18 protein-coding genes and 1 tRNA gene are annotated in these 20642 nt (G+C 67.7%); 1 reads left to right on the top strand and 18 read right to left on the bottom strand.

Features of this window, described 5'->3' with window-relative positions:
• From obgE to proC, 5 genes are all read right to left on the bottom strand, one after another.
• Nucleotides 1-652: GTPase ObgE (gene obgE, locus B3547_RS02330; protein WP_292959811.1), on the bottom strand; the 652-nt coding region annotated here is incomplete at its 3' end.
• Nucleotides 653-761: 109 nt separating this feature from the next.
• Nucleotides 762-837 (bottom strand) — tRNA-Ala (locus tag B3547_RS02325).
• A gap of 92 nt (nt 838-929) precedes the next feature.
• Complete coding sequence (locus B3547_RS02320) at nt 930-1676, bottom strand: hypothetical protein (protein ID WP_292959809.1); 747 nt, start codon at nt 1674-1676, stop codon at nt 930-932.
• A 199-nt stretch (nt 1677-1875) separates the two neighbouring features.
• Nucleotides 1876-2619 (bottom strand): Bax inhibitor-1/YccA family protein, encoded by a 744-nt coding sequence (locus B3547_RS02315; RefSeq protein WP_124809032.1) that lies wholly within the window; start codon nt 2617-2619, stop codon nt 1876-1878.
• Between the two features lie 185 nt (nt 2620-2804).
• Nucleotides 2805-3614, bottom strand: a complete 810-nt coding sequence (gene proC / locus B3547_RS02310) for a pyrroline-5-carboxylate reductase (RefSeq protein ID WP_292959808.1) — start codon at nt 3612-3614, stop codon at nt 2805-2807.
• 88 nt (nt 3615-3702) lie between these two features.
• Between proC and B3547_RS02305 the strand changes: the two genes are divergently transcribed.
• Nucleotides 3703-4038 (top strand): hypothetical protein, encoded by a 336-nt coding sequence (locus tag B3547_RS02305; protein ID WP_292959807.1) that lies wholly within the window; start codon nt 3703-3705, stop codon nt 4036-4038.
• Nucleotides 4039-4044: 6 nt separating this feature from the next.
• On the opposite strand, the gene B3547_RS02300 is transcribed toward B3547_RS02305, so the two are convergent.
• From B3547_RS02300 to B3547_RS02240, 13 genes are all read right to left on the bottom strand, one after another.
• Entirely contained in the window at nt 4045-4548 is a 504-nt protein-coding gene (locus tag B3547_RS02300; protein WP_124809030.1) for a YbjN domain-containing protein, read from the bottom strand.
• Between the two features lie 181 nt (nt 4549-4729).
• Nucleotides 4730-5089 carry an SPOR domain-containing protein gene (locus B3547_RS02295; protein WP_292959816.1) on the bottom strand — a complete coding sequence of 120 codons (360 nt, stop codon included), beginning with the start codon at nt 5087-5089 and terminating at the stop codon, nt 4730-4732.
• A gap of 2024 nt (nt 5090-7113) precedes the next feature.
• A complete protein-coding gene (ftsZ, locus tag B3547_RS02290) occupies nt 7114-8565 on the bottom strand; it encodes a cell division protein FtsZ (RefSeq protein ID WP_292959806.1) in 1452 nt (483 codons plus the stop codon).
• Nucleotides 8566-8744: 179 nt separating this feature from the next.
• Nucleotides 8745-10028, bottom strand: coding sequence for a cell division protein FtsA (gene ftsA, locus B3547_RS02285; protein WP_125957106.1), 1284 nt, complete (start codon nt 10026-10028; stop codon nt 8745-8747).
• Nucleotides 10029-10031: 3 nt separating this feature from the next.
• A complete protein-coding gene (locus B3547_RS02280) occupies nt 10032-11009 on the bottom strand; it encodes a cell division protein FtsQ/DivIB (protein ID WP_124809026.1) in 978 nt (325 codons plus the stop codon).
• Nucleotides 11010-11012: 3 nt separating this feature from the next.
• Nucleotides 11013-11996, bottom strand: a complete 984-nt coding sequence (locus B3547_RS02275) for a D-alanine--D-alanine ligase (protein ID WP_292959804.1) — start codon at nt 11994-11996, stop codon at nt 11013-11015.
• A 36-nt stretch (nt 11997-12032) separates the two neighbouring features.
• Nucleotides 12033-12890, bottom strand: a complete 858-nt coding sequence (gene murB, locus B3547_RS02270; RefSeq protein WP_292959803.1) for a UDP-N-acetylmuramate dehydrogenase — start codon at nt 12888-12890, stop codon at nt 12033-12035.
• Nucleotides 12891-12931: 41 nt separating this feature from the next.
• Nucleotides 12932-14356 carry a UDP-N-acetylmuramate--L-alanine ligase gene (gene murC, locus B3547_RS02265; protein WP_292959802.1) on the bottom strand — a complete coding sequence of 475 codons (1425 nt, stop codon included), beginning with the start codon at nt 14354-14356 and terminating at the stop codon, nt 12932-12934.
• A complete protein-coding gene (gene murG, locus B3547_RS02260) occupies nt 14353-15552 on the bottom strand; it encodes an undecaprenyldiphospho-muramoylpentapeptide beta-N-acetylglucosaminyltransferase (RefSeq protein WP_292959800.1) in 1200 nt (399 codons plus the stop codon). Before murG ends, murC begins: the two co-directional genes overlap by 4 nt.
• Complete coding sequence (locus tag B3547_RS02255) at nt 15549-16778, bottom strand: FtsW/RodA/SpoVE family cell cycle protein (RefSeq protein WP_124809021.1); 1230 nt, start codon at nt 16776-16778, stop codon at nt 15549-15551. The genes murG and B3547_RS02255 overlap by 4 nt, the downstream gene beginning before the upstream one ends.
• Nucleotides 16779-16788: 10 nt before the next feature.
• A complete protein-coding gene (gene murD / locus B3547_RS02250; protein ID WP_292959798.1) occupies nt 16789-18099 on the bottom strand; it encodes a UDP-N-acetylmuramoyl-L-alanine--D-glutamate ligase in 1311 nt (436 codons plus the stop codon).
• A gap of 7 nt (nt 18100-18106) precedes the next feature.
• Nucleotides 18107-19171 (bottom strand): phospho-N-acetylmuramoyl-pentapeptide-transferase, encoded by a 1065-nt coding sequence (gene mraY, locus B3547_RS02245; protein ID WP_124809019.1) that lies wholly within the window; start codon nt 19169-19171, stop codon nt 18107-18109.
• Nucleotides 19172-20641, bottom strand: coding sequence for a UDP-N-acetylmuramoyl-tripeptide--D-alanyl-D-alanine ligase (locus B3547_RS02240; RefSeq protein ID WP_292959797.1), 1470 nt, complete (start codon nt 20639-20641; stop codon nt 19172-19174).
• Nucleotide 20642 lies beyond the last annotated feature (1 nt).

Below are 20642 nucleotides of genomic sequence, written 5' to 3'. Positions count from 1 at the left end.
CGATCAGGCCGGGGATGTCGGCGATGACGAACTCGCGCCCCTTGTGCCGCACCACGCCGAGCTGCGGCCGCGTGGTGGTGAAGGCATAGGCGCCGACCTTCGCCTTGGTATTGGTGATCTGGTTGATGAAGGTGGACTTGCCGGCGTTGGGCAGGCCCAGAAGACCCGCATCGGCCAGCAGTTTCAGCCGCAGCCAGACCCACATTTCCTGCCCCGGCCAGCCCGGCCCGGACTGGCGCGGCGCGCGGTTGGTGCTGGTCTTGTAGCTGGCGTTGCCGCGCCCGCCATCGCCGCCGCGCAGCAGGGTGATGCGCTGGCCGGCCTCGATCAGGTCTGCCAGCACGGTTTCGCGATCGTCGTCGAGCACCTGCGTGCCCACCGGCACCTTGATGACAAGATCGTTGCCGCCCGCGCCGGTGCGGTTCTTGCCCGCGCCGCCCATGCCGCGCTGCGCCTTGAAATGCTGGGTGTAACGGAAATCGATCAGGGTATTGAGGCCGGCCACCGCCTCGAACACGATATCGCCGCCCTTGCCGCCTTCACCGCCATCGGGGCCGCCATATTCGACGTACTTTTCCCGCCGGAAGCTGACCGCGCCGGGGCCGCCGGCGCCCGAACGGATGAAAATCTTGGCCTGATCGAGAAAATGCATGGGTCCTGGTGTCCGGCGGTAGGGCGCTGTTTCGATTGAGGTCGGCGCGGCTCTGCGGCTGCCGCCCTCACCTCTTGATAGCACCCGACAAGAGGCCGGTTAAGAATACTGGTGGAGCCGAGGGGGATCGAACCCCTGACCTCGTCATTGCGAACGACGCGCTCTCCCAGCTGAGCTACGGCCCCGTTCCCAGTATCTTCCGCCTGCCCATGACACGCCATGGACCGGCGGGAGCGCGCCCCTTAGCGCAGCCCTCCCGCCGATGAAAGACCAAAAATCACTTTTTTGGCGAGGTGCCCGTTCCGCCGCCCGCAGTGGCCGGAAGCACCACGGCCGAGGCCGGCTGAGCCACGGGCTGGCCGTATTGCGCCTGCCATGCGGCCAGATCGATGCGGTACTGTTCGTAGCGGCGGTAGAAATCGTCGAACACCACTTCGATGTTCGGCAGGCTGCGCACCGCGAAGGCTTCCAGATCGACCGACTTCACGGCTTCGCCATCCTCGCTGACCGCCAGCACGGCATCGCAGAAATGAGGCAGCGTGGGCGGCAGCGCGAAGTGGTTGTAAACCGCCGTCATGTACTGTTCGCGCGGAGCGGTGAAGCGCGCGCCATATTTCTTGCGAAATTCCTCATCGACCTTCTTGTTCGCGGCCGTGAGCGTGCGCGCATGGTTCTTCAGGAACACGCGATAGCGCACCAGAATGTTGGCGTGCTTGGGTTCGTTGCAGTTGAGCGCGGCCACGTTGTACGCCGAACGTAGGTTCCACAGCATCTGCGACGGCGAGATGTTGCGGTTGACGGATTCGCGCAGCCCGTTGGCATCGGCTGCCGGGAAGGCAAGGTTGTTGCTGGCGCCGTTGGGCGGCATCGGCTTGGGCGGAATGATGACCACCTTCGGCGGCGGGGGCGGCGGAGGCGGCGGCGGGACGACCTTGGGCGCGCAGGACGCGAGTGCGACGGTCAGAACGGCAACCGTGCCGCCGGTAACGATAGCTGGCCCCGAAAGGCGCGAAAAACGGAACATCTGTACTCCCCCGAAGAGCCCGAAGCGCGCGACCATGCCTGCCGCTGCCTGTCTCCAAGATGAAGCAGCGCTGTAACCCCGCGAGACGGCAAAGAAAATGCCCGGCGACCCTTTCCGGCCGCCGGGCATCCCGTTTTGTCCACACTGTGGCGCGTCAGGCCCGCGCTTCAGGGCAACAAATGCCCGCGCGTTCCGCAGATCAGCGGCGATCGCCCATGAACTGCAGCAGGAACTGGAACATGTTGATGAAGTCCAGGTAAAGCGTCAGCGCACCCAGCACGACCGCCTTGCCGACGAAATCGGTGCCGGCGACCTGCGCGTAGGTTTCCTTGAGGCGCTGCGTGTCATAGGCGGTCAGACCCGCGAAGATCAGCACGCCCAGGAAGCTGATGCCCCAGGCAAGGCCCGGCGAGCGCAGGAAGATGTTGATCAGCGACGCGATCAGGATGCCGAACAGGCCCATGATCAGGAAGCTGCCCATGCCCGAAAGGCTCTTCTTCGTGGTATAGCCGAACAGGCTGAGACCGGCGAAAGCGCCTGCGGTGGCGAAGAACGTCACCGCGATCGAAGGGCCGGTATAGACGAAGAAGATCGCCGACAGCGACATGCCCATCACCACGCTGAAGGCCCAGAACAGGCCCTGCATGGCAGCGGTGGACAGGCGGTTGACGCCGAAGCTCATCACCATGACGAAGCCCAGCGGCGCGAGCGCCACGAGCCAGCGCAGCGGCGTGCCGAACACCGCCGCGGCCATGCCGGTGGTGGCGAACAACAGCGCGACAATGCCCGAAAGCAGCACGCCCGAAGCCATGTAGTTGTAGATCGAAAGCATGTACCGCCGCAGGCCGGCGTCGAAGACTTCGCCGCGACCATAGGCGCCGGAAAGGCTCGGAGACGCGCCGAAGCCCGTCCGAGTGGGCTGAGGATCGTTCCAGTTTGCCATTGTTTCCAAAACTCCGTTGCCGGGCACAATGCCCGATACACGGCAATATCGTAGCATCGCGGGCGGGTTTCAAGCGAAACCGGAACCGGGAACCGGTCGCGAATTGTAAGAATTTGTTGCGGGAGAGGTGATGCGGCGCCTTCGATGGACATCGAAGGCTTGCGGCAACACCGAACCAACAAGACCTACTTCGCCGCCCCGCGCGCCTGTTCGGTCATTTCCGCGCTGCGATCGCGCGCGCCGCGCAGGGTGTCTTCGAGCAGGCGCACCAGCCGGCGATCGGCATCGAGCACGTCGATGCCGACTTGCGTTACGCCGCCGGGGCTCGCCACGCGGCGGGCGAGCTCGCCGGGCGAATGGTCGGACGAGGCCGCCAGCGCCGCCGCGCCTTCGACCATGGCCAGCGCCAGGCGATCCGCCTGTTCGCGCGCGAGGCCGAGCGACGCCGCCGCCTCTGCCAGCGCATCGATGAAGCGGTAGACGAACGCCGGCCCGGACCCGGCCAGCGCGGTGACGAGGTCCATCTGGCCTTCTCCGGCCAGCCATTCGGCCTGCCCCAGCGGCGCCATCAGGCTATCGGTGAGCGCGCGCGCATCCCCTTGCGCATCGCCGAACAGCGCGATCGGCGACTTGCCGAGCGCGGCGGCGAGATTTGGCATGACGCGCACCACCGCCCCGGCATCGGGAAAGGCACCACGCAGCGTGGCGAGATCGACCCCGGCGAGAATGGAGAGAAGCAGCGTTCCCTGGGTCACGAACGGCCGCACCGTAACCATGGCATCGGCGAACTGCTGCGGCTTGAACCCCAGCAGGACCACATCATAAGCGCCCGTGGCCTCGGCGATCGAGCGCACCAGCCGCACGCCCGCCGGCGCGGCTTCCAGCCGGGGATCGACGATGGTGAACGCCGCCGGATCGGAGCCCGCCGCCAGCCAGCCCGCGAGCATGGCGCCGCCCATGTTGCCACACCCGAACTGAAGGATCTGCACCGTCATGATCTGTCTCCTGCGCCGCGATTTCGGAACCGCGACTGGTCCAGGATCGCGCCAAAGGCAAGAGCGCGCTCGATCAGGATGTTTTCAAATGGCCAATGACGATCGACGCGATGGCATCCGGCGCCGGTGCCGCAATCCTGTCCGGATTTTCATTCGGCCCTCAGCCTTCGGTCATGCCGGGCGCGGTATGGTGATCGCCATGGACAACACCGACACGCAAACGAGGGCGAAACTGGTGCGCGGACTCATGTGGAGCGCGCCGCTGGCAATCGCCCTGTGGGGTATGCTGGCACTGGCGGCCCTCGCCGTGGTTCCGCACACCGTCCGCCATGCAATCCACAACGACGCCCGCTATACGGTGCACGTGCTGAAACGCGATCTCGGGCGGCGCCCGCCCGCTTCCGGACTCACGCACGCGGGCTGAAACCCGTCAGGCTTCCCCGGCGGCGTCCACCAGCGCGCTGGCCAAGGCATCGGCCGGGGTCTTGTCGCCCCACAGGATAAACTGGAACGCCGGGTAGAAACGGTCGCATTCGTCGACCGCCGCCTCGATCGCGGTCTGCGCCTGGGTGAGGCTGAGCAGCCCGTCATCGCCCAGCATCAGGCCGTGGCGATAGAGCAGCACGCCGCCGTTCGACCAGATATCGAAATGGCCCAGCCAGACCTGTTCGTTGATGAGCGCCATGACCTCGAAGACCGCGCCCTTCTTGTCATCGGGCACGCGGATATCGGGCAGGCAGAGAATCTGCAGAACGTGGTCCTCGGCGCGCCAGATCGAACGAATCTGGTAATTGGCCCAGCTGCCCTGGATCTCGCCCAGTATCTCGTCGTCCGAAACGAATTCGAACGGCCAGCCGCGCGCCTCGAACAGCGAGGCGAGCATGTCGACGGGCGCCGCGTCATCGCGTTCGCTTTCGTCGTGACCGGTCCGCATCAGACACTCCATCCATCGCAAACGAGCAATCTGCCGTTCGCCTGCCCTGACCCATCGCGGAGCGCGGGGCTGGGGACAATCAACGGTTAACCCGTCGTTGGGCAAAACTCGACAAGGCTGTTTATAACATGTGGACAAGGGGTGAACATCCGGTTCGGATGCGAAAGCCCGCGCGGGCGCCCTAGCGCGCGGGAAGCGGATCGACTGCCTGCCCCGCCGGGCTGGTCCACTGGAAGCCGCTGACGCCGGCGCGGCGCAGCTGGTTGAGGAAGGCCTGCGCGTCGTCGTCGCTGTCGAACGGACCGGTCAGCAGCCGGAAATTGCTGCGCCACGGCGTGATATAGGGCTTGCGCGCTCGCAGCACGGACGCCTCGCGCACCAGGCGCTGCCATTCACGCCCCATCACATCGCGATTGGCGCCGGTCAGCACCTGCACCCAGACGCGGCTGGGATTGGCGGGCGGACGGGCCTTCGCGCCCTTGCCCTTAGCTCCCTTGGTTTCCTTGGCGTCCTTCGCATCCTTGGAGCCTCTGCCCCGGATGTCCGACGCGGTTTCGCGCCCGCGCGGGCCGGGCGCGGAGGTGGCCTCCTCCTCGGTGGCTGCAGCGCGCCCGCGACGCCGCGTCGTGCGATCGGCAGGTTCGGGTTCGGCGGGCTTGGATTCGGCGGCCTTGACCGGGGCCGGCTTCTCCTCGGGAGGCTTGGGCCGCGCGGGCTGGATGCGCGAGATGTCGACCGCGGCCACGGCCTGATGCCGCTCCTCTTCGGGCGGGCGGAACCCTTCGAACAGGCTGCGGAAATCGGCGGCATCGGCAGGCGGCGCGGATGCTGTGGGCGAAGACCGGGCCGGTTCGACAATCGCGGTGGGCGGTGGCGCCGCGGATGGCGCGACCGCCGCGACCTGAACCGGTGGTTCGGCCACGGGAGCCGGAGTCGGCGCGGGGGGCGGTGTGGCGGCCGGAGCCGGTGTCGGAACAGCCTGGGCGGTGGCGGTGCTGCCCTGCACCCGCGACAGATCGAAACCCGGGGAGGGTGCGGGAGTGGGCGCTGGTGCTGGCGCGGGCGCGGGCGCGGGCGTCGGAGTAGGCGTAGCGGCGGCCGTGGCGACCTGGACCGCAGCCGGGGCAGGTGCCGGCGCGGTCATCGCGGCGGGCGGGATGCTGCTGGCAGGCGGTGGCCCGTCGAGCCGCGAGGCCGGATAGGGGCGCGGAATCACCAGCGGCCGCTCGCCCGTCGGCTGCAACGCGGCGGTCGAGCCGACGGATGGAGACGCCGCCGTCGCCACCTGCACGGGCGCGGAAGCGGCCGCCGAAACAGGCGCANNGCGGTTGCGTGACCGTGCGCGACGGCATGGGAACGGGGGGCGGCACCGGTGCCGGCGCAGGCGACGGCGTCGGCAACAACGACACGCCGACGCCCGTTGCCGGGCGGGTCGGGGAGGAGGCCGTCGGCGCGGGCGTCGCCGATGCAACGCGCACCGGTTCCGCCCGGCCCGGACGGCGGCGCTTTTCGCGGCTGGGCCGGTCCGCCGCCTGCGTCCCCAACGCCTCGCCCGTCGGAATCAGCGCGGTATCGGCACGCGGCGCGCGCGGATGGAGCGCGGCATATTGCACGACGCGCGGCTCATCACGGCCAATATCCGCCGCGCGCGGGAATCGCCCGAGGTTGGCGGCGGCGGCCTGCTGCGCCGGGGTCAGCCGCGGCATGTAGCGCAGATAGGGCGTGATGCCGGCAGCAAGCTGCTGCGGCATCGAGGCATAGGCGACCGACACCGCCTCATCCTGCTGGCCGGAGATCGCCATGATAAACGTGCGGGTTCGCCACGCCGCGCGGTCCTGCGTCTGCAACAGCGGGTTCAGCACGTTCTCCGATCCGCGCCGATCCCCGGCGATCGCGAGGCTGAGCGCGTAGCGGCGCGCGACTTCCGCATTGGGCCCACGGCTGAGCGCGACCTGGTAGAAGCGCTGCGCCGTGGCATTGTCGCCGATCAGATCGTAGGCCAGCCCGCGATCCGCCGCCATCGGAAACAGATCGGCCCCTGCCCGTTCGGCATCGTCGAAATAGCGGATCGCGGAGAACGGATCGTCGCGGACCAGTGCCGCGCCGATCTGCGCCTTGACCGTGCCGTTGCCCGGCGCAACCTCGTCCGCACGCTTGAAGAAGCCCAGCGCGGCATCGCTGTCGCCCACACGCTGCGCGGCGTTACCCGCCGCGATCAGGGCATCGATATTGCGCGGATCGCGCGCCAGCCGGTTGAGCGCGGCGTTGAGCGCCTGCGTGCCGCCGACCTGCCCGGTGATGGGTTGCACCACAGGGCGCGACACGGATTCCGGCTGGTCCACATTCTCGTCGACCGGACCCGATGTGGCACGTTGCGCGAAAAGCGCCGAAGCGCTGCAGGCGGCGAGGAGCCCGACCGCAACGCGCGGCCAGACGGTTCGTTTCGACAAATGGCGACTCATGTTGCCGCTCCCTTATCGACATCCCGCAGAACCGGCGACAACAGATCGGCGAAACGGGCGCTCCCGCCGTCCGAATTGCGGCGGCGGGAGGTCCTGACGCGCGTTACTGGTTGTTCTGACGCCCGAGGAAGCGCGGAATATTCAGTGCGCCGCCATCATCCTCGTCATCGGCCGCCTTGCCGCTGCCACGCGAAAGATTGGCCATGCGTTCGAACAGCGTGCTGCCACCGCCACCCGGCGCCACGCGCGGGGTGGCGCGTTCGGCCGGGGCGTCGGATGCCTCGCCACCGAAACGCGGGGGAGCACCGATTTCCTCGGACCCGCCGAGCACGAGTTCGTCGTTGCCTGCCGCCGAAACCGGCGGCACGGGCGCGGCATGTTCCTCGCTGAGATCGAGCGTGAGGTCGAGGGCTTCCGGTTCGGGAGCGGCCTCCGCCACGGGCGGCGTCCAGGCAGGAACGGGCTCGGGAGCCTGCTGCACGGGCGGCGCGGGTTCGGGCGCGGCGACGGGGGCCGTCGTCGGGAACGCCGGACCGCGCGAGGCGCCGGGAAGGTTGAGCGGGCGCGCGGCCTGTTCGGCCATTTCGGCGCTCTGCTCGATACCCGTGGCCACGACCGAGACGCGGATCTTGCCATCGAGATCCGGATTGAACGCCGAACCCCAGATGATGTTGGCGTTGGGATCGACCAGTTCGCGGATATGGTTGGCCGCTTCGTCGACTTCGAGCAGCTTCATGTCGTCGCCGCCGATGATCGAGATGATCACGCCGCGGGCACCCTGCATCGACACGCCATCGAGCAGCGGGTTGGCGATGGCGCGTTCGGCCGCTTCGAGCGCGCGGTTCGGGCCATCGCCCTCGCCCGTGCCCATCATCGCCTTGCCCATTTCGCCCATTACCGAGCGCACGTCGGCAAAGTCGAGGTTGATGAGGCCGGGCATGACCATCAGGTCGGTGATCGAGCGCACGCCCTGCTGCAGCACTTCGTCGGCCAGCTGGAACGCTTCCTTGAAGGTCGTTTCCGCCTTGGCGACCAGGAACAGGTTCTGGTTGGGGATGACGATCAGGGTATCGACGTGCTTCTGCAGCTCCTCGATGCCCGATTCCGCCGAACGCATCCGGCGCGTGCCTTCGAACAGGAACGGCTTGGTGACCACGCCCACGGTCAGCACGCCCTTCTTGCGCGCGACTTCGGCGATGACCGGCGCGGCACCGGTGCCGGTGCCGCCGCCCATCCCGGCGGCGATGAAGCACATGTGGACGCCGTCGAGCGCGCGCTCGATCTCTTCCATCGTCTCTTCGGCGGCGGCGCGGCCGACTTCGGGCCGCGCGCCCGCGCCCAGGCCCTGCGTGATCGCCGGCCCAAGCTGGATGCGGTTTTCGGCGATCGAGTTGTTCAGCGCCTGCGCATCGGTGTTCACGACGACGAAATCGACGCCTTCGATCCCGGCGCTGATCATGTTGGCGATGGCGTTTCCGCCCGCGCCGCCAACACCGATCACCGTGATGCGGGGCCGAAGCTCATCGATGGCCGGCGGTCCGATGTTGATGCTCATAGCGGTCTCCCGTTCGGGTTGGGTGCGTTTCGGTTGAACTTAGCCGACCTGTGGCACAGTTGGATTCGTCGAATAAAGGTTAAATAGACCTTTTCCACAGGATGAGCGGCCGAATGGTTCGCAAAATCCGCTATTCAGGCGCGCAGCGGTGGATAACTTGCCGTGATCGGGCGCGCACATCAGAAGTATTCCCGCAACGCCCGATAGACCCGCGTGACGAGTCCCAGGCCGGAATAGCGCGCGCTGGGCTGATAGGCTGGGCCAACCGCGCGGATGTCCACCGGATCGGCGGCGGCATAGAGCACCAGCCCGACGAGCGTGGAGGAACTGGGCGTGGCAAGGCCAGGCGGCAGGCCGATCATCGTCGGCGGGGCGCCGATCCGCACCGGGCGGCCGAGCGCGGACTGCGCGTAATCGGCCAGCCCCGGCAGTTGCGCGCCCCCGCCCGTCAGCACGACCTGTTGGCCACGCTGCCCTGAGAAACCCATGCCTTTCAGCGCCTTGCCCACTTCTTCTGTGAAGTGTCCGAGCTGCTGGGTGATGACCGAGATCAGTTCGGCACGGGGAATGCGGTTCTTGTCGTCCGCGTGGCGCGCCAGCGGCCCCGCGCCTTCGGGATCGCCCGGCGCGTTGACCGGGATCATCTCGCGGTGATCGGCCGGGCTGGCGATGGCCGAGCCGGACATGCACTTGAGCCGCTCGGCCTGGTAGCGGCGGATACCGAAGGCCGAGGCAACGGCGTCGGTGATGTCGCCCGAACCGAACGGGATGACCTGCATGCCCAGCAACATGCCGGCGGCATAGACCGAAACGGTCGTCACTTCCGCGCCGAATTCCACCAGCGCGACGCCGAGTTCGCGCTCTTCCGGCGTCAGGCAGGCATGACCCGCTGCAACCGGCGAACCGACCACGGCCTCGACCTCCAGATGCGCGTTCTGCACGGTCTCGGTCAGGTTCCGGATGGGCGCGCCATCGGCCAGCATGACGTGGATGTCCACCGCCAGCCGTTCGGCATGGAGCCCCTTGGGGTTGGGCACGCCATGCGCGCCATCGAGCGTGTAGTGCGCGGGCTGCGCGTGCAGCACCATACGGCCATCGGGCTGGATCACCTCGCGCCCGGCAACGAGCAGATGCTCGATATCGTCCTGTTCGATGCGGCGGCCGCCGATGTCCACCTCGACCCGGGCGGTAGTGCTCACCAGCCCCGCGCCGGAGCAGCCGATCCACACCTTCTGCACGCCGGTGTTGGCCATCTTCTCGGCCCGTTCGATCGCGTCGCGCACCGAATGGGTGGCGGCCTGCATATCGGTCACATAGCCGCGCTTGATCCCCTGCGCGGCGCGGTGGCCCGATCCGAGCACGATCATCTCGCCCGTTTCCGAAAGCCCGGCGATCATCGCCGAGACGCGGAACGAGCCGATGTTGACCGCAGCGAAAAGCCTGGTGATGCGCGGAGCCGCCACGGCCTACTGATCCTTCTCCGCCGCCTTCGCCCGGGCGAGTTGCGCCGCCTTCTTCGCGGCCGCCTTGGCCTCGGCGGCGGCGCGCTGATCGGCCGCCACTTCGTCGGCGTGGCCGGGCACGCGCAGGTACATGCGATCGGACGCGCGCATGTCGAAGCTCGCCACCTTGCCGCCGAGCAGGCGGTTCACCCCGTCCATCCGCGCGAAGCCGAGCAGTGCGCTTGCGGACTGGTCATCGCCTTCGGGCAGCGCCAGCACCTGCCCGGTCTTGAACATGATGTTCCAGCGACGGTTGCCGATCCATTCGGCTTCGGCGACCTGCGGCTTCAGCGCCGGGGCGACATCGAGCAGGCGCCCGAGATCCTGCACCTTTTCACCCGCGCCTTCGCCTTCCAGCACCAGCATGCCCTTGGCGCGCGCGGCCGAAACGGGTTCGAGCTCGTGCCCGGTATCGTCGATCAGCACCAGCTTGCCGCCCTTGCGCAGCACCGCGTGGGGCGATCGTTCGACGATGTCCACCACCAGCGTATCAGGCAACTGGCGCGAAACGCGCGCGTCCTTGACCCACGAAAGCTGCATCAGATCACCGCGCAACCCGTCGATATCGAGCCGGGGCATCGACTGATCGCGCTGGCCCAGCACCTTTTCGTAGATCTTCAGCTCGTTCATGCGGTTGACGCCGCGCACTTCGACGCGCTTGACCTCGAACCCGGCGCCCGAAGCGACCTGCGCCAGCTTTTCCTGCGCCAGCATCGGCACGCCGGCCATGCTGGCGACCACCCACACGAGCATCGCCGCCACGCCGAGGATCACCGCCAGCACGATCCGGTGCAGCGTCTCCTCGCTGAACGGCAGCCACTGCATCACGCCATCGATGACGTTGCCGGTCTGCTTCTTCGCGGTGGCCACCTTGCGCTGCGCGCCCTTGGCCGCCGCCGCGCGCCGCACGCCCTTGCCGCTCCGCCGGATCGTCTGCGCCATGGTTCAGCCCTTCCCCTGCGCGGCAACAAGGCCCTGCGTGGCGGTCAGGCCCAGCGCGTCGGCCACGATCGCCTCGACCAGATCGGCATAGCTCATGCCCACGTGCCGCGCCTGTTCGGGCACGAGGCTGAGCGGGGTCATCCCCGGCTGGGTGTTCACTTCCAGCAAGAACAGGCCCGACAGGCCGGGCTGTTCATCGTCCCAGCGGAAATCGGACCGGCTGGTGCCCTTGCAGCCGAGCAGCACGTGCGCGCGCAGCGCCATGTTCTTGCAAGCCTCGGTGATCTCGGCCGGAATCTCGGCCGGACAGATGTGGTCGGTCATCCCTTCGGTGTATTTGGCGTCGAAATCGTAGAAGCCCGACTTGGGCCGCAGCTCGGTGACGCCCAGCGCCCACGGGCCATCGGCGCCGGCGATGACCGCCGTGGTCAGCTCCCGGCCGCGGATATAAGGTTCGGCCAGGAGTTCGTCGAACTCCTGCCACGGCCCCTTGGCCTCCGCGCTGATCGGGTTGCCATAGTTCCCCTCGGCGGTGACGATGGCGACGCCGACCGACGAGCCTTCGTTGACGGGCTTGAGGACATAGGGGCGCGGCAGCGGATCGGCGCGGTGGAGATCGGGGGTGCGGACCATCGTGCCCTGCGGCATGGCGATGCCGTGCGGCACCAGCGCCTGCTTGGTCAGCTCCTTGTCGATCGCGATGACCGAAGTGACCATGCCCGAATGGGTATAGGGAAGGCCCATCAGATCGAGCATCCCCTGCACCGCGCCGTCTTCCCCCGGCACGCCATGCAACGCATTGAACACGACATCGGGCTTCGCTTCGGCCAGGCGCAGCGCCACCGCGCGGTCCATGTCGATCCGCGTGACCGTGTGGCCACGCTCTTCCAGCGCCCTGGCGACGCCTTCGCCGGACATCAGCGAGACCGGCCGTTCGTTCGACCAGCCGCCCATCAGGACCGCGACGTGGAGTTTGGGCAATGACACTTCAACAGTCTCCGTTCGTGTCGAGATACAAACCGGTCACGGCTCGCCCACCCGCTGGATTTCCCATTGCAACTCCACGCCCGACTGTTCCTTCACCCGGCGTCGCACTTCTTCACCCAGCGCCTCGATGTCGGCGCTGGAGGCGGTGCCGGTGTTGATGAGGAAGTTGGTATGCTTTTCGCTGACCTGCGCCCCGCCCACGGTGAGACCCCGGCAGCCGGCACGGTCAACCAGTTCCCACGCCTTTGCCCCATCGGGGTTTTTGAACGTGCTGCCGCCGGTCTTGCTGCGCAGCGGCTGGCTGGCTTCGCGCGCGGCGGAAATGCGGTCCATTTCGGCCTGAATCGCGGCGGGTTCGCCCGGAACCCCACGGAACCGCGCGGCAACGACGATGGAGCCGTCGGTGAGGTTCGAATGGCGGTAGGTGTAGCCGAGTTCGCTCACCGGCAGCGTGACGATTTCGCCCGAACGGATCACGACATCGCAATCAATGAGGATGTCCTTGACCTCGCGGCCATAAGCGCCGCCGTTCATGCGCACGAAGCCGCCGACGGTGCCGGGGATCGAACGGAGGAATTCGAGGCCCGCGATGCCATGATCGCGCGCCGTGCTGGAAACGAGGATGCCACTCGCCCCACCGCCGCAGTTGAGGGTGATTTCATCCACCTTCTCGACCTTGGAGAAGGCCTTGCCCAGGCGGATGACAACGCCAGGCACGCCGCCATCGCGGACAATCAGATTGGATCCGAGACCGAGCGCCATCACGGGATATTCGGGATTCATGTCCTGAAGAAATTCGGACAGATCCGCCGTATCGGCAGGTTCGAACAGTATTTCGGCGACCCCACCCGTCTTGAACCACACCAACGGTGCCAGCGGCGCGGAAGCTGTCACGCGTCCACGAGGCGGCTTGCTACGAGGAATGCGATCGGCGTTCACGCCGCCCCCCGCTGCTGCGCAATCGCATCGGCCAGACCCGCCGCCCACTTGGTGATGTCGCCCGCGCCCAGGCAGACGATCATGTCACCCGGCTGGACCAGCGGCGCGAGTTCCTGCGCCAGCGCATCCGCCCCGGCGATCAGGTGCGCCGAACGGTGCCCCCGCGCCTTGACGCCTTCGACCAGCGCGGCTGCGTCCACGCCCTCGATCGGCGCTTCGCCGGCGGGATAGACCGGCGCGACATAGACCACGTCGGCATCGTTGAACGCGCCCTGGAAGTCTTCCATGTGATCGCGCAGGCGGGTGAAGCGGTGCGGCTGGACCACGGCGATGACCCGGTTCTGCACGCCTTCGCGCGCGGCGGCGAGCACGGCGCGGATTTCGACCGGGTGATGGCCGTAATCGTCGATGACCACGGCCGAACCACCGTCCACCGCGATCTCGCCCACCTTGGTAAAGCGGCGCTTGACCCCGCCGAACTTGCCGAAGCCGGCGCGGATGAGGTCATCCGACACGCCCATTTCCACGGCAACGGCCACGGCGGCCAGCGCGTTCTGCACGTTGTGGCGGCCGGGCATGGGCAATTCAATGCCCTCGATGCGGCGGAACGAGCCGTCGCGCTGGCGCAGCACGGCGGTGAAGCGGTTGCCGCCGGGAATCGGCGTCACGCCTTCGCCGCGCACGTCGGCCTGCGCGGAAAAGCCATAGGTGATGACGCGGCGGTCGCGCACCTTGGGGATGATCGCCTGCACTTCCGGATGATCGATGCACAGCATCGCCGCGCCGTAGAACGGCACGTTCTCGATGAACTCGACGAAGGCCGATTTCACCCGGTCGAAGCTGCCGTAGTGATCGAGGTGTTCGGGATCGATGTTGGTGACGATCGCCAGCGTGCCATCGAGCCGCAGGAACGAACCATCGCTTTCGTCGGCTTCCACCACCATCCAGTCCGACGCGCCAAGGCGGGCGTTCGAGCCGTAGGAATTGATGATGCCGCCGTTGATGACCGTGGGATCGACCCCGCCCGCATCGAGCAGCGCCGCGACCATCGAGGTAGTGGTGGTCTTGCCGTGCGTGCCGGCCACGGCCACGGTGTTCTTGAGCCGCATCAGCTCCGCCAGCATTTCCGCACGGCGCACCACCGGCACACGCGCCTCGAGGGCGGCGACAACTTCGGGATTTTCGCGCCGGACGGCGGTGGAAGTAACGACCACGGCCGCGCCTTCGACGTTCTCCGCCTTGTGGCCGATCATCACCGCGATGCCGCGCTTGCGCAGACCTTCGACGACATAGCTTTCGGCGATGTCCGAACCCTGCACCGAATAGCCCATGTTGTGCATGACTTCGGCAATGCCGGACATGCCGATGCCGCCGATGCCGACGAAATGGATCGTGCCGATATCTGTGCCGACACCCTTCATGCGCGGACTCCGGTGTTGCGCGGCACGCTTGCGCCCAGCGCGACCTGTTCCGAAGTCGCTGTCTTGCCGCCTTCCATCCGGATCACGTCCTGAAGCGGCGCCGCACCGAAGCTTTCGACCAGATCCGCCAGATCGGTGACGGCGTTGGGCAGGCCGCAGTTCCAGGCGGCATGCGCGGCGTTGGCGAGGGATTGGGGATGAAGCGCCATGGTCTGAATCTGCTTGGCCAGTTCCTTGGGCGTGAAGCCGGTCTGCCGGATCGCGCGCGCGCCGCCAGCGGCAACGATCTCGCGCGTGTTGGCGGCCTGGTGATCGTCGGTGGCGATCGGCAGGGGCACCAGAATGGCGGGACGGCCCACGGCGGTGAGTTCGGCGATGGTCGAGGCGCCGGCGCGGCCAATGAACAGGTGCGCTTCGGCCAGGCGGCCGGCCATGTCCTCGAAATAGGTGCCGAGTTCGGCCGGGATCTGGTGCGCCGCATAGCGGGCGCGGACGGCCTCCAGGTCTTCCGCGCGGCACTGTTGCGTGACCTGCAGGCGATGGCGCAGGGCGGGCGGCAGCATGGCGAGGCCATCGGGCACGACTTCGGACAGCACCGAAGCGCCCTGGCTGCCGCCGGTGACAAGCACGCGGAACAAGCCTTCCTCGGTAAATTCGGGGAACGGCTCGCTACGCAGCGCCAGCACTTCGGGCCGGACCGGATTGCCGACGAGGTGGACCTTGCCCCACAGCTTGGGATCGAGCCGGTCGACCTCGTGATAGGACGTGGCGATGGCGTTGACGCGCTTCGCCAGCAGCCGGTTGACGCGTCCCAGCACCGCGTTCTGTTCGTGGATCACCGTGGGGATACCGGCGGACTGCGCGGCGATCAGCGCCGGGAACGCGGGATAGCCGCCGAAACCGATCACGCAGGACGGTTCGAAGCTTTCGAACAGGCGCAGCGCCATGGCGCGGCCAGCCCAGATCGCGCGCAAGCCCTTCAGCAGCGTGAGCGGGTTCTTGCCCAGCCGGCCCGCCGGCAGGACATGCGCGGGCATGAACGCGGGCTTGCCCGGTATCTTCGCACCGCGATCGTCCGTGACGAGCGCGACGTGATGGCCGCGCCGTTCCAGCTCCACAGCAAGCGCAAAGGCGGGCAGCAAGTGCCCGCCCGTACCGCCAGCGGCGAGGACATAATGCCGTGATACCGCGCTCATTTTCGCGGGAACTCCCCGATCGTGAATGACTCGCGCGTCAGATAGGGATTCCGGCGGGTAATGGCGAGCAGGAAGCCGACCCCGAGCAACAGGGCGATGGTGGACGAACCGCCATAGCTGATGAGCGGCAGCGTCATGCCCTTGGACGGGAACAGTTGCAAGTTGACGAGGATGTTGATGAACGCCTGCCCGACAAGCTGCGCGGTCAGCCCGGCGGCGGCCAGCACGGTAAACAGGTCTTCCTCTTCCACCAGCCGCATCAGCACGCGCACGGCAACCGCGCAGTAGAGCATCACGATCACCGCACAGGCGATCAGGCCGAATTCCTCGCCTATCACCGAAAAGATGTAGTCGGTATGCGCCTCGGGCAGCGCGTTCTTGCGCGCGCCCAGCCACAGCCCGGCCCCGCTCCACCCGCCGGCAACGAGCGTGCGCATGGCAAGGTCAACCTGGTCGAACTCGCTGCCGCCGTTGAGGAAATTGTCGATGCGGTGGGTGGCGTTGGGGTAGAACAGGTAGGCGGCGATCACCAGCATGACGGCCCCGCCGGCAACCCACAGCAGCCGCGCGATCGGCAGGCCCGAGAGCAGCACCAGCACGAACCAAACGCCGCAGAACAGCACGGTCGAGCCGAAATCGGGCTGGAGCATGAGCAGCCCGCCAATGGTGCAGAGCAGGGCCAGCGAGATGGTGATGACCGGCAGGTTGGGATCGCGTACGCGCCACGAGAGAATCCATGCGACGGTGATCGCGAAAGCCGGTTTCAGGAATTCCGAAGGCTGGAGGCTGAAGCCGATCCAAAGCCAGCGCCGGGCGCCCTTCACCTCGCCGCCGACCAGTGGAACCAGCACGAGCGCCAGCACCATCGCCCCGCACAGCATGATCGCCAACCGCCGCGCCGATTCGCGGGGCAGCAGTGAGGCGATGAACATCACGGTCAGCCCCACCGCCAGCCAACGCAGGTGGATCCAGAAGAAATAGAGGTCGCCCAGCGACTTCTGCGCGGTGGACAGGCGGTGCGCGCTGGCCGGCGATGCGGCGGCCACGGCCACCGCGCCGACGGTGAGCAGGGTGAGGATCAGGCCGAGCAGCACCCGGTCGATCTCGCGCCACCAGATCAGCAGTTCGCTGCGCCGGGTACGGCGGAAACGATGCGCCGCACCGACGAGGCGGACCCCGCCTTCGCGCGTGGTGGTGGTGACGAGGCGTGTGGGAGTGGTGTTCATCGCCGGCCGTTCACCCTTCCCCCGGCCCGCCGGTCAACGCTTCCACAATCTGGCGGAAGGCATCGCCACGCGCTTCGAAATCGCGGAACTGGTCGAAGCTGGCGCAGGCCGGCGAGAGCATGACGACATCGCCCGGCCGCGCGGCGGCGATCGCCTGGCTGACCGCATCGCACAGCATCTCGCTGCGGCTGACGGGCATCACCGGCTCGAGGATCTCGGCGAAGCGCGGCCCCGCCTCGCCGATGGTATAGGCCGCGACGACGTGATCGAAGAACGGCGCGCATTCGTCGAGATCGTCGCCCTTGGGCAGCCCGCCGACGATCCAGTGGATGCGCGGGAACGCGGCCAGCGCGGGCGCGGTAGAGGCAGGGTTGGTCGCCTTGCTGTCGTTGATGAACAGCACGCCGCGCGCCTCAGCCACGCGTTCCATGCGGTGCGGCAAGCCCTTGAACGATTGCAGCGCCGGGCGCCACTGGCTTTCGTTCAGGCCTAGCAGGCGCGCTATTTCCACGGCGATGGCCGCGTTTTGCAGGTTGTGCGGGCCTTGCAGCGAGGGCCAGTCCGCCTGCCCCGCCAGCGCCGCCGGATCGACGACGTGAACGAAGCCCGCGCTCCGGCCAGCCGCTACGTCTTCGGCGATGCGCAGGGTGTGCGGATCGCCGCAGCCGAACACCGCGTGCTGGTCGGCGCGCTGCATGGCGAACAGCCGCGCCTTGGACGCGGCGTAGCCGGCGAAGCCATCGTAGCGGTCGAGGTGATCGGGGCTGAGATTGATCAGCGCGGCAACGTCCGCCGCCAGGCCATAGGTCAGGTCGATCTGGTAGCTCGACAGTTCGAGCACATAGACGCCCCCGGCCGGCAGCGGCTCCTGCCCCAGCACGGGCAGGCCGATGTTGCCGCCCATGCGCACCGGCAGCGCCGCGCTCTTGCACAAGTGATGCACCAGCGCGGTGGTGGTGGACTTGCCGTTGGTGCCGGTGATGGCGACGACACGGTGCGCGGGCAGATCGCCGCGTGCCTGCGCGAACAGTTCGATGTCGCCGATCACGGGCACCCCCGCGGCGCGGGCATAGTCCGCGATGGGGTGGCGGTTAAGCGGCACGCCGGGCGAGACAACCACGCCATCGAACCCGGCAAGGTCGATCGTCAGCGGATCGGCGATCGTGGCCCGGCCTTCCAGCGTGGCGCGGGCTTCCTCGCGGTTGTCCCACGCCGTCACCTGCGCACCGCTGGCCAGCAGCGTTTCCACGCTGGTCAGCCCCGACCGGGCGAGGCCAAGGACCGCATAGCGCTTGCCGGCAAAGGCGGAGGAGACGATCATGCCCGGATCATCGCACCTTCAGCGTGGCGAGGCCGAGCAGCGCCAGCACGATCGAGACGATCCAGAAGCGGATCACGACGGTCGATTCCTTCCAGCCGAGCTGCTCGAAATGGTGGTGGATCGGCGCCATGCGGAACACGCGCTTGCCGGTGCGCTTATAGACCGAGACCTGGATGATGACCGAAACGGCCTCCATCACGAACAGGCCACCGACGATCGCCAACACGATCTCGTGATGCGCCGACACCGCGATCACGCCCAGCGTGCCGCCCAGCGCAAGGCTGCCGGTATCGCCCATGAACACCGCGGCAGGTGGGGCGTTGAACCACAGGAAGGCAAGGCACGCGCCCATCACCGCCGCGCAGTAGATCGCCAGTTCGCCCGCGCCGGGAACGTGCGGAATGCCCAGATAATGCGCATAGTCCACGCGGCCGGCGAGGTAGGCGATGATCGCGAACGTGCCCGCCGCAATCACCACCGGCATCGTCGCCAACCCGTCCAGCCCGTCGGTCAGGTTCACGGCATTGCCCGCTCCGACGATGACGAAGGCAGCAAAGACGTAGTAGAACGGCCCCAGCGGGATATAGAGGTTGCTGAACACCGGCACGTAGAGGTTGGTTTCCCCCACCACCAGCCAGGCGGCAACGCCCGCGACGACGAATTCGCCAAGCAGGCGGACCTTGGCCGGCACGCCCTTGTGCGCGTACTTGGTGACCTTGTCGTAATCGTCGAGGAAGCCGATCAGACCGAAGCCGAGCGTGACGACCAGGCAGGCCCAGACATAGCGGCTGGTCACGTCCATCCACAGCAGCAGGCCCAGCGTGAGCGCGATGACGATCATCAGCCCGCCCATGGTGGGCGTGCCGCGCTTGGCGAGGTGGCTTTGCGGCCCGTCCTCGCGGATAGGCTGGCCCTTGCCCTGCCGCACGCGCAGCATGTTGATGAAGCGCGGGCCGATCAGCAGGCCCACGAACAGCGCGGTCAGCAGCGAGGCGCCGGCGCGGAAGCTCTGGTAACGGAAAAGATTGGTCAGGCCTTCATAGTGAAGCCAGTGCGCCAGCAGATAGAGCATTCAGTTTTCCCTGGCCGTGAGCGCGCGGACAAGCACTCCCAATCCGACCGAATTCGAACCCTTCACGAGCATGGCGTCGCCACCCTCGACCCCTTCGGAAGCAAGGCGTTCAGCCGCTTCCGCCGTCGTTTCCACATGAGCCATCTCGATTCGCCGGGCAAGCGGCGCGGCGGCGCTTTTCCCCAGCGCCTCGGCCAATGGCGCCATTTCGGCACCGACCAGAATCACCCGATCGACACCCGCCTCGATCAGCGGCACGGCCAGTTCGCGGTGATAGCGCGCCTCGTCGGCGCCCAGTTCCTTCATCGCCCCCAGCACGGCGATCCGCCGACGCGCGGGCGTGGCCCCCAGTTGCAGGATCGTGGCGCGCATCGAGGCGGGGTTGGCGTTGTAGCTTTCGTCGATCAGCAGCGCCTCGCCCGATCCATCGCCGCACGGCGCGGGAATGCGATGGCGCGCGCCGCGCCCGGCCAGCCCTTCCATCTCCGCGAGCGCCAGCCCGGCCGCGCCAAGATCGCCGCCGACCGCCTCGACAGCCGCCATCACCGCCAGCGAATTGGCGACCCAGTGCGCGCCCGGCATGGCGATGGTGTAGCACAGCTTGCGCATGCCGAGATCGACGGTGACGAGCGTGCCGCCACCCGGGGCAGGAACTGCATCGATCAGCCGGACCTGCGCCTCGCGCGAAACACCGAAGCCGAGCACACGCGCGGCGTGGCGCTCCGCCTTGGCGCGCAACCGGGCGTAGTGCGGGCTATCGGCCGGGACGATCGCGGTGCCGCCCGGTTCCAGCCCTTCGAAAATCTCGCCCTTGGCGTCGGCGATGGCCTCCTCGCCGGAGAAATGGCCGATGTGCGCCGGGGCGATGGTGGTGACGATGGCGACATGGGGGCGGACCAGCCGGGTCAGCGCGGACAGCTCGCCCGCATGGTTCATGCCCATCTCGAACACGCCGAAGCGCGTGCGCGCCGGCATCCGCGCCAGGCTGAGCGGCACACCGACATGGTTGTTGTAGCTCTTGACCGAACGGTGCGCCCGGCCCCGGCTGCCGCGATCGAGCGCGGCATAGAGCGCTTCCTTGACCCCGGTCTTGCCCGCCGATCCGGTGACGCCAATGATCCCGGCGTCCACCCGCGCGCGCGCCGCCCGGCCCAGGTCCTCGAGCGCGCGGAAGGTATCGGCGACGCGGACGTGCGGCCACGACACATCGCGATCGACCACGGCGGCCTGCGCGCCGCGCCCGAACGCGCCTTCCAGAAAGCGGTGCCCGTCGGCGGCTTCGCCCTTCAGAGCGAAGAACAGATCGCCTTCGGCCACGGCACGGCTGTCGATCTCGATGCCGGAGACGCTGAAATCGCCCGATGCGGTGCCCCCGGTGGCGGCGGCGATGTCGCGCGCGGTCCACAGGGCGAGGCCAAGATCGTCACCGGCTTCGACCGGCCAGCTCAGCATGGCGGGGTGGGCGTTCATG

It is taken from the genome of Novosphingobium sp. UBA1939 (genome assembly GCF_002336885.1).
GTDB lineage: Bacteria > Pseudomonadota > Alphaproteobacteria > Sphingomonadales > Sphingomonadaceae > Novosphingobium.
The sequence above is the reverse complement of the archived record's forward strand: the minus strand, read 5'-3'. Positions and strand labels throughout refer to the sequence as shown.

Excerpts from the sequence above, each read along its gene's own strand:
- murC (WP_292959802.1), bottom strand. The coding sequence starts at position 14,356 with ATGAAGGGTGTCGGCACAGATATCGGCACGATCCATTTCGTCGGCATC.
- B3547_RS02320 (WP_292959809.1), bottom strand. The coding sequence starts at position 1,676 with ATGTTCCGTTTTTCGCGCCTTTCGGGGCCAGCTATCGTTACCGGCGGC.
- B3547_RS02255 (WP_124809021.1), bottom strand. The coding sequence starts at position 16,778 with ATGAACACCACTCCCACACGCCTCGTCACCACCACCACGCGCGAAGGC.
- mraY (WP_124809019.1), bottom strand. The coding sequence starts at position 19,171 with ATGCTCTATCTGCTGGCGCACTGGCTTCACTATGAAGGCCTGACCAAT.
- B3547_RS02300 (WP_124809030.1), bottom strand. The coding sequence starts at position 4,548 with ATGCGGACCGGTCACGACGAAAGCGAACGCGATGACGCGGCGCCCGTC.
- B3547_RS02240 (WP_292959797.1), bottom strand. The coding sequence starts at position 20,641 with ATGAACGCCCACCCCGCCATGCTGAGCTGGCCGGTCGAAGCCGGTGAC.
- ftsZ (WP_292959806.1), bottom strand. The coding sequence starts at position 8,565 with ATGAGCATCAACATCGGACCGCCGGCCATCGATGAGCTTCGGCCCCGC.
- murD (WP_292959798.1), bottom strand. The coding sequence starts at position 18,099 with ATGATCGTCTCCTCCGCCTTTGCCGGCAAGCGCTATGCGGTCCTTGGC.
- murG (WP_292959800.1), bottom strand. The coding sequence starts at position 15,552 with ATGAGCGCGGTATCACGGCATTATGTCCTCGCCGCTGGCGGTACGGGC.
- B3547_RS02305 (WP_292959807.1), top strand. The coding sequence starts at position 3,703 with ATGGCCAATGACGATCGACGCGATGGCATCCGGCGCCGGTGCCGCAAT.
- B3547_RS02280 (WP_124809026.1), bottom strand. The coding sequence starts at position 11,009 with ATGGCGCAGACGATCCGGCGGAGCGGCAAGGGCGTGCGGCGCGCGGCG.
- proC (WP_292959808.1), bottom strand. The coding sequence starts at position 3,614 with ATGACGGTGCAGATCCTTCAGTTCGGGTGTGGCAACATGGGCGGCGCC.
- B3547_RS02315 (WP_124809032.1), bottom strand. The coding sequence starts at position 2,619 with ATGGCAAACTGGAACGATCCTCAGCCCACTCGGACGGGCTTCGGCGCG.